11 protein-coding genes are annotated in these 13,052 nt (G+C 37.7%); 2 read left to right on the top strand and 9 right to left on the bottom strand.

What is annotated here, in order from left to right:
- Positions 1-34: 34 nt before the first annotated feature.
- The 3 genes from EJF36_RS03885 to EJF36_RS03875 all read right to left on the bottom strand — a co-directional run bounded on the left by EJF36_RS03885 (position 35) and on the right by EJF36_RS03875 (position 2,980).
- Positions 35-568: a GNAT family N-acetyltransferase gene (locus tag EJF36_RS03885; RefSeq protein ID WP_125905082.1), complete on the bottom strand. Its 534-nt coding sequence runs from the start codon at positions 566-568 to the stop codon at positions 35-37.
- 423 nt (positions 569-991) lie between these two features.
- Complete coding sequence (locus EJF36_RS03880; RefSeq protein ID WP_125905081.1) at positions 992-1,678, bottom strand: LysM peptidoglycan-binding domain-containing protein; 687 nt, start codon at positions 1,676-1,678, stop codon at positions 992-994.
- 435 nt (positions 1,679-2,113) lie between these two features.
- Positions 2,114-2,980 (bottom strand): hypothetical protein, encoded by an 867-nt coding sequence (locus tag EJF36_RS03875; RefSeq protein ID WP_125905080.1) that lies wholly within the window; start codon positions 2,978-2,980, stop codon positions 2,114-2,116.
- 640 nt (positions 2,981-3,620) lie between these two features.
- On the opposite strand from EJF36_RS03875, the gene EJF36_RS03870 reads away from it, so the two are divergent.
- The gene (locus tag EJF36_RS03870) at positions 3,621-4,136 is read left to right on the top strand and encodes an alpha/beta fold hydrolase (RefSeq protein WP_125905079.1); all 516 of its coding nucleotides are present in this window, start codon (positions 3,621-3,623) and stop codon (positions 4,134-4,136) included.
- 442 nt (positions 4,137-4,578) lie between these two features.
- Here the strand turns inward: EJF36_RS03870 and EJF36_RS03865 are convergent, their stop codons facing one another.
- The 5 genes from EJF36_RS03865 to pdaA form a co-directional block, all read right to left on the bottom strand.
- Entirely contained in the window at positions 4,579-6,522 is a 1,944-nt protein-coding gene (locus EJF36_RS03865; protein WP_125905078.1) for a DUF2075 domain-containing protein, read from the bottom strand.
- Between the two features lie 46 nt (positions 6,523-6,568).
- The gene (locus tag EJF36_RS03860) at positions 6,569-6,862 is read right to left on the bottom strand and encodes a nucleotide pyrophosphohydrolase (RefSeq protein WP_395940615.1); all 294 of its coding nucleotides are present in this window, start codon (positions 6,860-6,862) and stop codon (positions 6,569-6,571) included.
- Positions 6,863-7,122: 260 nt separating this feature from the next.
- On the bottom strand, positions 7,123-8,487 hold the full coding sequence (gene rlmD, locus EJF36_RS03855; RefSeq protein WP_125905076.1) for a 23S rRNA (uracil(1939)-C(5))-methyltransferase RlmD: 1,365 nt from the start codon (positions 8,485-8,487) through the stop codon (positions 7,123-7,125).
- A gap of 48 nt (positions 8,488-8,535) precedes the next feature.
- Positions 8,536-9,435 carry a DNA-3-methyladenine glycosylase family protein gene (locus tag EJF36_RS03850; protein ID WP_125905075.1) on the bottom strand — a complete coding sequence of 300 codons (900 nt, stop codon included), beginning with the start codon at positions 9,433-9,435 and terminating at the stop codon, positions 8,536-8,538.
- 70 nt (positions 9,436-9,505) lie between these two features.
- On the bottom strand, positions 9,506-10,285 hold the full coding sequence (pdaA, locus tag EJF36_RS03845; protein WP_125908254.1) for a delta-lactam-biosynthetic de-N-acetylase: 780 nt from the start codon (positions 10,283-10,285) through the stop codon (positions 9,506-9,508).
- Between the two features lie 476 nt (positions 10,286-10,761).
- On the opposite strand from pdaA, the gene EJF36_RS03840 reads away from it, so the two are divergent.
- Positions 10,762-11,280: a hypothetical protein gene (locus tag EJF36_RS03840; protein ID WP_185806804.1), complete on the top strand. Its 519-nt coding sequence runs from the start codon at positions 10,762-10,764 to the stop codon at positions 11,278-11,280.
- Positions 11,281-11,342: 62 nt separating this feature from the next.
- On the opposite strand, the gene EJF36_RS03835 is transcribed toward EJF36_RS03840, so the two are convergent.
- On the bottom strand, positions 11,343-12,881 hold the full coding sequence (locus tag EJF36_RS03835) for a fumarate hydratase (protein WP_125905074.1): 1,539 nt from the start codon (positions 12,879-12,881) through the stop codon (positions 11,343-11,345).
- Positions 12,882-13,052 lie beyond the last annotated feature (171 nt).

The raw sequence follows: 13,052 nt of genomic DNA, 5'->3' as shown, positions 1-13,052 counted from the left end.
CGCTCGTTATTTCGGAAGCGTTGAAGGAAAACCTCTATTCATCTTGTCCAAGATCTAATGAATAAATAGTATGTAAATATTCTTCCCCTCTGAAATGCTCATTTTTTGAACCCGTTGCAACAAAACCAAATTTCTCCGCTAGACGTATAGATTGATAGTTTTCGGTATAAATACATGCTTTTATTTCTTTTATGTTCATACTGCTTTTGGCAAACTGAATAATGGCCTGTAATGCTTCATACATATAGCCGTTTCCCCAAAATTCTTTTTTTAAATCATACCCTATTTCAACGTTAGAATCCTTAGTACTCCAGCAATGAAATCCACATGTCCCCATTTTTAACCCATTCTTTTTATTAATGATTATCCATCTATGTTGTAGACGTGGCTCCGGTGCTAAATAAAATTCTATGATTTCACCTGCACCATTTATATCATTTAATGGCTCAGCATCGAATAAGTATTTATTTACCTCCTCATCTGAAAATTGACTATAAATAAATTCTCTATCCCCAGTATCAATATTTTTCAACAATAGCCTATCTGTTTCTAAATTTTTGTAAAACATACTTTAAACACCCTCCCTCTTAATATAGCGATTAATGACATGATTCAGTGATACTTGCTATAATGCCACCTCCCATCTTACTGCTAGTAATCGACCATCCAAAATAGAGTCTATTAATAACTCTTACCTTGAGAGTAAAAATTCTTCCTAACTCCATAATAATGCTTAAGCACTTGATTTGTGCAAAAAAACTTGTCGTTGTCCCCTTAAACTTAACACGAGAAATTTCAAAACAAAAATAATATCAGGACAAAAATGGCAGTATGAGAACCGTCCCCATACTGCCATTTTTTTATTCGGTTGTAATTGACACTATTAGCAGGATATTGCTAGTAGTTCGTGGAAAAAAAACACTCTAAATCGGTGCATACCATTACCTTAAGCACCCCTATTTAGCCCCCAGAATAAGACTATATTTTAGTCTTACTTCTTATCAATTTTAATACACACTGTACCATGACGACTTGTACAATGAACGCCGGGAGGACAATCCCATATTACATTTTCCACATTATAATCTACCTGTTTGACATTATGTTTATCTAAAATCTGCTTTATAATTTTCATGGAATATTCATGAACTACAAGGTTAAAATACATGTCAATCTTTAAACACCCATTTTCAAAACGTGCGTTTCCAAATCCTCCGTATCCTTCTCTACTAGCGTTGTTTATATCAATAACAATAGCATTTATGTCAGTCAGTGTCAGTTTCGGTATAGATAAAATATCTCCAGTGTAAATTAAATTGGGATTGCTTATGTTATTTTTTTCCGAAATCAACTCAATCGTACTGTCATACTTATAAGAGAGAGTTCCAAGTGTATCTCCCTTTTTTACATAGTGTAATTTTGTTCCTGAACCAACAGGTACCTTCACCTTGCTTCCAATCTTTAAATTATATGGGTCCATTTCTGCATTCATATTTGAAATAGACTCTCCACTGCTATTAAATCTTAATCCTAAAAGATAAAAGGTATCCCCTTTTTTGATTTTGTATTGAATGATATCATGTCTTTCTGCATGAACCTTTAATTGGTTAGGGGGCATAAAACCAAGCACAGCTATAGCTATTAAACTACACATTAATCTACTTATAAATTTTTTCATCTGTATATCTCCTTATGAATAGTAAGATAGTTTTCATTTTATTGTATACAGCTGTAGCCAAATTATTATTTATCTTCTACAAAAGTCATGCCTCCACGCACATTATTCATTCCTCCATATACAAGCGCCTGTCCCCTGCTAGGATAAAGTAACAAAGTGCTAACAAACTCAAAAATCCCTCGAACTATTAGTCCGAGGGATCATGAAACAAACATAATTTTCAACTGAATTTACTTAACCTATTGGGACCAAGATATTTACAACTCTAGTTTAGCTATGTACTCGACGTATCTTGGAGAGTGATTGTTAATAATAGTATATAGTTGCTTAGTCTGCATTATATATACTACCTTTATCTCAGTACAGATGCATGGGGACGGTTCTTTTGCTTCATAGAAGTAGAAAAACAGTCCCCATTGCTTCAATTAGCTAAACTCACTTACCTTGATAAAACTCATACACCCGTTTCCATGATTTTATCTCATTAGGATTTAATTTTATATCAATAAACACTTCTGGACAAACAACATGAGTGGTTCCCCATAAGGCGATTTTAGAAGGTTGGAACTCAGATATTTCTCGTACACCCGCTCCGATTTTATCGTGAAACACATCCCAATTGTAAGTTCCGTTGTTTACATCCCAATCAATATGAGCATAGAAATCCTCATCAGGTGTAGCTGACCACGTTAATCGGTCCTCAGACTTCGAAATAGAACCGACTTCAATGTCCATTTTTTTCATTCTTGGCATTTTCAATTGATAATGTTCACCAATCAATTGGTTATTAATCCCAATGAAATTATGCGAATATTCATTAGTATGTATAGGATGCTTACCCACATTTTTCAACTGATAGTTGATAATTAATCGATTATCGACTATCGCTACTTCTTTAAATAAATGATACCCGTAGCCCATCGGACTATAATTTGTGGTTTCAAACGTTATCGAATTCGCTTCTTTTGCAATTTTGAATTCTAAAGGCAAAACCTCATAATTTCTAAAAAAGTCATAAACATCATCTTCATCTTTTTTTAGAAGCCCTACACCTATTTTCGGAAACATCTCGTCCACTTCTGTTTCATCATACCCAATGGGCAAATCAATACCAAATTCATTACATAATCCTAGTCCACCAGTACCTTTCCCCTCTTCTAATCGCTCAGGAACACAATAATTAATGTTTCCATCTAATGTTATTTGTGTAATAAAACCGGTCCAATCAAATCTTGGCCCTTTATAGAAAGATCCTGGTTCTTGAATCTCAACTTTCAAACGATTATTTTCTAAATAATACACTTTATTTCCTCCCTCAATACATTACGTTATTCGTAAGTTGCGATAGGCTCCAAAAAAATCTTTTCTATCGACCTGTATAACTTTAACATGCTTTGTCTACATTTCATGGTAACTGCATGCCTTACTTTTAGTTTGGAGTAAATGCTATTTAAACATTTTTAACACTTTCCTTTAAGAGGTGGCAACCCTTTTTTTGCGCTATACTTTTAATGGGACTAAAGAATTCCAACCAATAAGCTCTGTTAGATAGTAAATTACGCAATATCACAATTATCTTTAATTTCTTCATCGCATGAACATCTCTGAATAAGTAGTTGTCTTTCTAGCTCTTCAAGTTGGAGATTTAACTCATAAAACAAATAAAATTCTTGAGAAATTTATTAAAATCAAACTTTGATTGGTATAAACAAGAGGGTCGTGAATATCAAAAATTAAAATACCACTTAAATTAGGCTGTACTCATCTAGCATATTATATTGTAACCGTTGATGCTATAGTAAAATAGCTGACATGTCCCAACATCACCTTATACAACTTAAATGAAAAATCCCTGTCTTGCAAAAAAACAACCACGTGTAAAAATAGCAAGTTATGGGTGCCCACCCCTGCTGGGATAGAGTACCCAACTGCTGGCAATGTAATGTCACCGTTACATGCACAACTAATTTTCATAGATGATGACAGTCATGAGATAATAGCAACTGAATTTATCAGAATGGTTCTTCTTGCACCGGCGGCATCAGTTACTCCTTTCAGTATGCAGTTTCCCATTCGATTATTGGTAGCAAATGTTATTAGAATCCGTGCAGTTATCATTAATTTTTTTGCGAAATGGTTTGTTGCAAAGGGAAATAAAGTTCATGATTACCTTTTTGATCAATTTTATCAAGGACTCATAAACTTCAAATGGGAACATAAAATAATTATTCCTTCGGAGATTAAAGAGGAAGACTTGAGAAACATGAATATACCCACTCTTTTTCTAGTAGGAGATAAGGAAATTATTTATAATCATAAGAAGGCTTTATCAAAAGCAATGAAGACCCTTCCTAACATACAGGCTGTTTTAATCCATGGAGCTGGGCACGCTTTATCCATTGAAAAATCAGATATGGTGAACGAACATATTTTAAATTTATTAATGCATAGAGCATGATAAAACCACCGACATCAGTTTGGAGGACGTTTTAATCCTTTAAGTGCCTGCCCTCCGATAGGGTAATAAAGTAATAAAGTGTTATCTAAAAAATCCCTCGAACTGTTTAATCGAGGGATTTCTATTTTTTAACTGCATTACACCAAACTATTTTAACTCTAGTTTGGCTACGCACTCCACATGGCTCGTATGCGGGAACGATTATAGTGCCTGACCCCTGCTAGGATAAAGTATCAAAGTGCTAGCAGAATTTCATACACTCTCACAGATAATGATAGCCAGATAATTGCAGCTGATTTTTTGCGATCAAAATCGTTTTAGCTGAACACGTTATATTAACAGTTCTATTGGTTCACAAGATTAGAGATATGTGTATGTCAAAAATATAAAACTGTAACCAAGCATCTATCCAGCAAAATATTACTCATGTTATGTGACACAATTACTTTTTACCTTCATACTCTCCCGTCTCCTCAGCTACTTTTAACAACCGATCTGGTGACAAGTCATTATACGTTCTCGTCGTTTGAAGACGATTTTCAAAGTATGTATTTAATTCTGGGTCAGTACAATAGATAAAGCATCCTTTTTGTCCTCGAGTCATAAGGGTTCTGTATGTATTTCGGATAATTTTGTCCGCCACAGCTTGCGCTTTTTCAGGGTCACTTTTTGCCAATGTTTTAATACCTTTAAGAGATTGGTCTGTTTTAGCACGCTGGGTGTAGTCTGTTATAATATTATTATTTGCATACCTTAAATCCGGACCAATAATAACGCCAACATAATCAAATTCTAATCCCTGTGCAGTATGAATGCATCCTGCTTCATTGACGGAATGTTGATCAATAGCCCAAATACTGTCCGATAAATTCCAACTTATTTCAAAATTATGTTCTGGGATGACAATATCTTTGTGTTTTGTGTTATGTCGCTCTGCAGTAGGCCACTCCCAGCAATAGCCTGCTAAAAGCCTAGATTTGTTATTAATTTTATTTAGTCTATCTATCACATGAAGCATTTCATGCGGATCATTATACACTCGAAAATCATAATCCACTCCATAATAATGCGTATTAGCTGTTTCTCTTATTTGAAGTACGTCATCTAACCATGCAATATATGCGTCTGATCCGTCGCAACGAAATTGAGACACCAATTGTCCTGCTATAATCTCCGCTCCAAGCTCGTTTGCATAATTTTTTATTAAATCAATACTACCAATATCCTTTAGTGTGACCTTTTGATCTTCATCAATAAAAAAGAGTGTGAATTTTGAAGCGTTAATTAGTTCTTTTACTTGATTCTCACCTTGATTCCCATAAAAGCCTGACTTTTCATTTAGTCGATGTGCCTCGTCGACTATGATCACATCGAATTCATTCTTTTTTGACTCTGTGAAACTTCCAGACCCTTTAAATAAGTTATCAATTTCCGTTTTTCTAATGGTCCCTTTTAATTTAGATGCATATACTTCTCGCGGTGCAGCATTTTTGGATACATAAAGAGTCATTAACCCTTTATTAATTAGGTTCACTAATAAATGTATCGCCATGACAGATTTCCCCGTGCCTGGTCCACCTTCTATGACCATGACTTGTTTCTTGTCTTCTTTTACACACTGAAGTGCAAGGTGAAATGCCTCTTCATAAAACACCTTCTGTTCATCAATCATGATAAACTCTTCGTTGCCCTTTAACATACTTGTCAGCGAGTCTTGTAAAGATTTTGAAGGTCGAATTCTGCCATGCTCGATTTGGTAAATGAGTTTATTATGATCGCCTTTTTTAACGTATTTTTTTATAAAATCTCTTAAATTCTGAATTTCCCCTTTTGTGAAGACCGGTGCTTTGTCTAGATGCTCTTTGTAATGGTCATCTGTTAAAGGATCATTGGCTGTTTTTCTGTAATTATGTAAATATGCACAAGGCTTTAAACGAATATGCTGCTCTTGGACATTCTCGTTAAAATCATGAATCAATGCAGCGTACGTCCAAGCCTGATAGGAAGGATGTGTCTGGGGGCGAACTCCTTTTCCAACGAAGGTTTTAACTAAAGCATCTTTGCTCGTGATTTTTTCAACCTCAGACCATTGCTTAAGTTCAACAATGACTACATGGTCCTGCTTGCCATCGTTCCCAGCCACGATAAAATCTACACGCTTAGATGTGTTCGGAATCTTAAACTCTATTGCGACACTTGCATCACTCGGTATTTCTTGATCTTGCATGACATTTGACATTCTTTGTAACGAATGTTCCCATGATAGTATTTCCTGTTTAGACGTACGCCCGATTTTTTCTTGGTATGAATCATATAAGCGTTCCACTAGTAGTTCATTCGTGACATCAGCTACAAATTCTGTTTTCGTCGCTTCATATATGATCATTTGCCCTCACCCCACCACGACAAAGTTTTTCAAAGACTATTTTAATCTAATTATTTATATTTGCAGGATATCTCAGTGCATTTTTCTCCATTTTCTTATATACTTCCTTTTCCAAATCTACTTCCATTTTGTCCGCTAACTGTAAAAGATATATTAAAACATCAGCCATTTCCTCTTTAATATTTTCTGCTGATGATTGTAATGCTTCTTCACTACTTCTCCATTGAAAGTTCTCTAGTAGTTCATTGGCCTCAAGTGAGATCGAGAGCGCTAAATCCTTCTCATTATGATAAGGTTTCCACCCGCGTTCATCTCTAAATTCAATAATCTTGTCTATCATTTCTTTCAAAATAAAACCCTCCATATTTACTGCTTTTGATACAGTTTGTACACTTGTTAATTTTACCATTTTTTTCTTTATTTGAGTAATAGGGTAATGCGAACTTAGTTTTAGTTTATGAGAATGTTTGTTAAATGTGGGAAAATGGACAATATCTTTGTTCGGTATCATCTAATGAATTTTAGAGCCTATATATTGACTGTGAATATACAAAAATAGCAGTATGAGAGTTATTCCCATACCGCCAAGGTCTATTTACTTCATTTCAGTTCAAGTTTTGCCACAACTTCGCAATGGCTCGTATGCGGGAACATATCGACCGGTTGCAAGTACTCGACCTTATATGCCTTCCGCAACATATCTACGTTTTTCGCTAGTGTAGATGGATTGCATGACACATACACAATTTTCTTAGGCTTTACCTCGAGCAGAGTCTTCAGCAGCTTTTCATCGAGTCCTGATCGTGGTGGATCGACAACGACGACATCTGGTCGCCAGCCGCTCTTGAGCCATTTTGGCATCAAGATTTCTGCTTTCCCGACTTCGTACTGTGCGTTTTCAAATCCGTGTCGCACCGCATTTTGCTTCGCATCTTCAATGGACTCAGCGATCACGTCCATGCCGCGGACCTCACCAGCTCCGGTTGCTAGCCACAGACCGATGGTCCCCACGCCACAATATGCGTCAACTACCTTTTCCACACCTGTTAATCCGGCTGCACGTTTCACTTCATCATATAACTTCACAGTTTGGATAGGATTCAACTGGAAAAAGGCACGCGCGGACAATTCAAATGATAAATCCCCAAGCGTTTCCTGGATAACTTCTTCACCTGCTAACGGGTACGTATCATCCCCAAATACAAGTGAGGTTTTTGCGCCATTGACATTTTGCACGATGGACGTCACTTCGGGCAGTTGCTTTTGCATTTCTTTTACTAGCAACTCTTTACGCGGGATCTCTTTCTTTGCTGTGATTAATACAACCTGTACTTGCCCTGTTTCAAAGCCTACTCGTGACACAATAGTCCGCACAAGTCCTTTGCCGCTCCGTTCATTGTATATAGGTATATTTAGGTCGCCTAGAATAGACTTCACTACTTGCGTCACCTTGTTTGAAGCACTATGTTGGACCGGACACTCTTCAATATTAATTAAGCGATGGCTACCTTCACCATAAAGACCAGCAATAACTTTTTGCTTATCAAGTCCAACCTGAAACTGACTTTTGTTGCGGTATCCCCACGGTTCATCCATGCCGATTGTTTTACGGATATTTAGTTGTTCGATACCTGGCTTGTAATAGCGTTCAAACGCTTGTACGACAATATCACGCTTTTCGCGCATTTGTCCTTCATACGATAAATGCTGAAGCTGACAGCCGCCACATTCTTCATACACAGGACACACAGGCTTCACGCGGTCCTTCGATGGCTTACGGATTTTACGAATGCTGGCTTCGGCGAACGAAGGACCTGCCTTTTTCACCTCGACAACAACCTCTTCGCCTGGAAGAGCACCAGGTACGAAGACTACTTTTTTCTTAAAAAATCCAACACCTTCACCATTGATACCAAGTCGTTTTATCGTTAACGGGAACTGTTGTCCTACTTCTAACTTAATCATTCTTTCTCATCCTTTAGTTCTTATAGAATAGGGCTAATCTTATTCGTTCTAGGAAGCAAAAGAACCGTCCCCATGCTGCCGTTGCCCATGCTGCGGTTCAATGCTGCGCCATAAGTATAGTGATGCGTAGCTTAAGTATGGGTGCCACGGTTGGCTCCATTCTTCCATTTGTGCTATTGTTGGTTTGTCGTTTAGCCCAAAGTGTTTTTTCAACGCGTTTTGAATGCCGATGTCGGCTGTTGGAAATAGATTGGCTCTGCCTAGTCCAAACATTAAAAAGTTTTGTGCCGTCCACGGACCAATGCCACGAATTTTTGTTATTTCGCGAATGACTACTGCATCATTAAGTTTCTCCAACGCCTCCAGGTTCAACTCACCTTCAGCTATCTTCCGAGACGTATCTATCACATATTCAGCTTTGCGCATACTGAACTGTAATTCTCTTAGTTGGTCATATGCCAGATTGCTTACTTCCTGCGGTGATGGGTAAAAGTACACTCCATCTTTAGTGTGGCCAAACTTTTCAACAAACCGTTGAGTTAACGTGAAGGCAAACGCTAAATTCAGCTGTTGATGAATAATACATTTTAGCAAGCAACTGTATGGCGAAAAATCCAACACAATCGGTGTTCCTTTGTGTTCTGCAAAAATGCTTGCCAGTGTGGTATTAGAAAAGTGCTGATCAATATCAGATAGTCTTGTTTGCCATTGAAAAATTCGTGACAACTCCTGCATGACAAGCTTTTCGTGACCATCCGCTTGGAGGATAAACGAAGGCTGATCTGTTGTGCCTTTAGCTTGTACTTTCCCTACAACACCGACTTTATATATTGGCACTTCCACTGTACGCTGCCTCATATCAACCTTATGTACCGGATCAAGTGCTAAACGTGACAGCACGCGATCAAAGTCATACGGCCCTTGTATATCAATTCTTTGTTCCCACATCACTATCACCATCCGAGCATGTTAAAACCCTTTAACATAAGTCAAAGGGTTTTGTTAGCTATACTTTACACTAATCTAATGTAAAAATAAATGGTTCTGGGATTAATTGCTTAGCTAACGCGTAATCTAAGCTTTTGAATTCGTAGCCTTCTTTTCTTAAATCGTCGATTATCTTAGGTAAGGCTTTAGCATTATCTTCTGATACAGCATGTAATAAAATAACCGCTCCTGGATGAATTTGCCCCATAATCTTATCGTACGCATATTCCCAACCTTTTTGTTTACCAGTTTCCCAATCGACATACGCTAAAGACCAAAATACATTTACATACCCTAACTGTTGTGACACCGCGAGTGTTCGTTCACTAAATACTCCTCGTGGTGGTCGTAAATACATCATACCTGGTTGGCCTGTTAGCTCTTCTTTTTTCTGTTTAACTGAATCAAGCTCTTTTTTCAGCTTTTCATCTGTTACCTTTGTAAAATCAGGATGGCTCCACGAGTGATTACCGATTATATGCCCCTCATCAACCATTCGTTGTATTAAATCCTCTTCTTTTTCAAGATAAGGACCTGTAACAAAGAATGTCGCTGGTACCTTTTTTTGTTTTAACACATCTAAAATTTCGTCGGTAAATCCATATTCATATCCATTATCAAAGGTGATATACACGATTTTTTCACGTGTATCGCCAATATAAAAGGAGCCATAATCATTTAGAACGTTTTTGTAGATTGCTCCTGGGTCTGGTGGTTGATGATTTCGGCTTTTCTTAAATCCCCAATTAAGCGGTTCATTTGAATACGTTTCTGCAAAGGCTGTGGAACAAAATAATAGTAGTAGCATCATTGTTATATTGACAATGCGCAAGTGACTTCCTCCTTTAATTAGGTGCATTTCCAGGGTCAAGCACCCTATAATTATCCAATCTTAGTTTATATTGAATAGTTAGTATCATGAGAGGAAGTATTTGGTACATACTATAAACGCCTTTTTTGCTACTTGCCCCTATTCTTTTGTTGTCTTTTTTGCAGCTCAGCTTAGCTGTTGATAAACCAATGACCCCAATTAATATGGTTATTATGGCGTGTTGTTTTCAGAGTTCATGCCTCTTCGCACTAGAAAAACAATAATGATAACAGCAGGAATCCAGTGCAAGTACCTTTTCAAAAAGCCCTTCATTTCCATGTAATCTCTTCAAAATAATGAGATTTTATGACTATTCCACTTTAAGATTCACACAATATCCATTAATACACGCGCTGATTGGTTTTATTTACCATATAATCATAGGTGTATATCTTAAATTATGGGAGACGATGATGATGCAACATACCAAACCATATTCTTTTTATGTACTTATAATTCTTCAGTTTTTATTAGGTGTCGGTGCTGTGTTTGGTGGAGTGTTTCTTATATTAGATCCTAGTGGTGAAATGCTTAAAATGCCAATTGAAATGTTAGAAACATCTCCATTTAATTCATTTTTTATTCCGGGCATGATCCTACTTCTTTCTTTAGGTGTATATCCACTTATCATCACTGTGGCTCTTATCACTAAATGGGAATTCAACTTTATGAAAAAACTAGCCCTATTTAAGGATAAACATTGGGCTTGGAATCACTCACTATATATAGGTTTTGCAACAATCATATGGATTACAACACAGATCTACATGATTCAGGACGTTCATGTCATCCATATTGTTTATATTGGATGGGGCCTACTCATTCAGATTTTCACTTTAGTACCGGGTGTGCAAGCCTATTTCACAGTAAATAGAACCACACATGATCAGTACATATTAAGCAACCAAGAAGAACAAGCACTTCTAAAAAGATAGCTGTTTCAGGTGACACATTAAAGGCGTTCTCTTAAAAGAGAACGCCTTTACTTTCTTAAAAATTATTTAAACACCGGATCTTTAAATTGGGCAAGCTTTTCGAGAGATGATTTTTCAACATCTTCATGTAAGCTGTTGCCGTGTGCATCCATCGTCACTACAGCTGTAAAGCCTTCTACTCGTAAATGCCACATAGCTTCCGGTATACCGAATTGCATCAGATCAACACCTTCAACACCTTTAATACAGTCGGCATAGTATTGCGCGGCACCTCCGATGGCATTTAAGTATACACCACCGTGCTCTTTAAGAGCGGCTAACGTTTTCGCACCCATACCACCTTTTCCAATTACCGCACGGATACCAAACTTTTTCATAATATCGCCTTGGTAAGGCTCCTCACGAATACTTGTTGTTGGGCCCGCTGCTTTCACTTCCCAGTTGCCGTCTTCATCTTTTAACATAACCGGACCACAATGGTAAATAATTTGCCCATTTAAATCGACTGGGGCATCATTTGTAGATAAATATTTATGAATCGCGTCACGTCCTGTGTACATAATGCCGTTAATGTGGACAACATCACCCACTCGTAGCTCGCGGATTTTTTCTTCCGTAATAGGGGCTTCTAGCACAACTTCGCGTGTTTTTGATACTTCGCTCGTCGCCGCTGTTTCATCTAATTGGCTAAAATCAATGTCGTCTCCTTCTTGGTACAGCCATTCATGAATAGCACCAGATTCAGGATTTACTTTTACACCAAGACGGCGGTATGCCCAACAGTTATATGCAACTGACACAAAGAAGCTCGCAGGAATTCTGTTTGCTACCCCAACCTTACAGCCTAGTAATGTCGTTTCGCCACCAAAACCCATTGTTCCAATGCCTAGCTTGTTCGCATTTTCCATCACATATTCTTCTAATTGACGAAGCTCTTCATTTGGATTCTCATCATCGAGGCTACGGAACAACTGCATTTTTGCAAGCTCGTAGCCACTTGTGCGATCTCCACCAATACCTACTCCTATGACACCTGCGCTACAGCCTTGCCCTTGTGCTTGATACACAGAATGCATGACGCACTTGCGAATACCATCAAGGTCACGCCCTGCACGGCCTAATCCTTCTAACTCACATGGCAAGCTGTATTGAATATTTTTATTTTCACAGCCGCCTCCTTTTAAAATAAGGCGGACATCTATATAATCTTTCTCCCATTGTTCAAACTTAAAGACCGGTGTGCCCTCACCTAAGTTGTCCCCGCTGTTTTCCCCAGTCAGCGAGTCCACAGAGTTCGGTCGCAGCTTGCCATCCTTTGTTGCTTCCACAATAGCAGCCTTGATTGCTTTTTTCATGTTGATTTGATTTGCACCAACTGGAACTTTAATAACAAATGTCGGCAATCCTGTGTCTTGACATATTGGTGATACGTTCGTGTCAGCCATAATAATATTATCGGTGATCGTTGCTAAACTCATAGCTGCACGTGTACCCGCACTTTCATTGAGCTTTGCTTGTAATATGGCACGACGTACATCTTTTGGTAGTTTCGTAGATGTTTCTACAATAAGCTTGTACATACTCTCTTGAAATTTCTCCATACAATCACACTCCCTTTGCCACTAAATATGTGTATGCCCGAAATGTCTCGAACATACTTAGTTCCCCACATTATATTATACTCCTACCCTCTTAGTTGCGAAAGCGATTACGTAAAGGAATTTTTTGAAAATATGCACTTCACTGAATTAATTATCAGTTGAGCTTCAGAC

The organism is Bacillus sp. HMF5848 (genome assembly GCF_003944835.1).
Lineage (GTDB): Bacteria > Bacillota > Bacilli > Bacillales > HMF5848 > HMF5848.
This window is presented reverse-complemented; position numbering and strand designations above follow the sequence as displayed.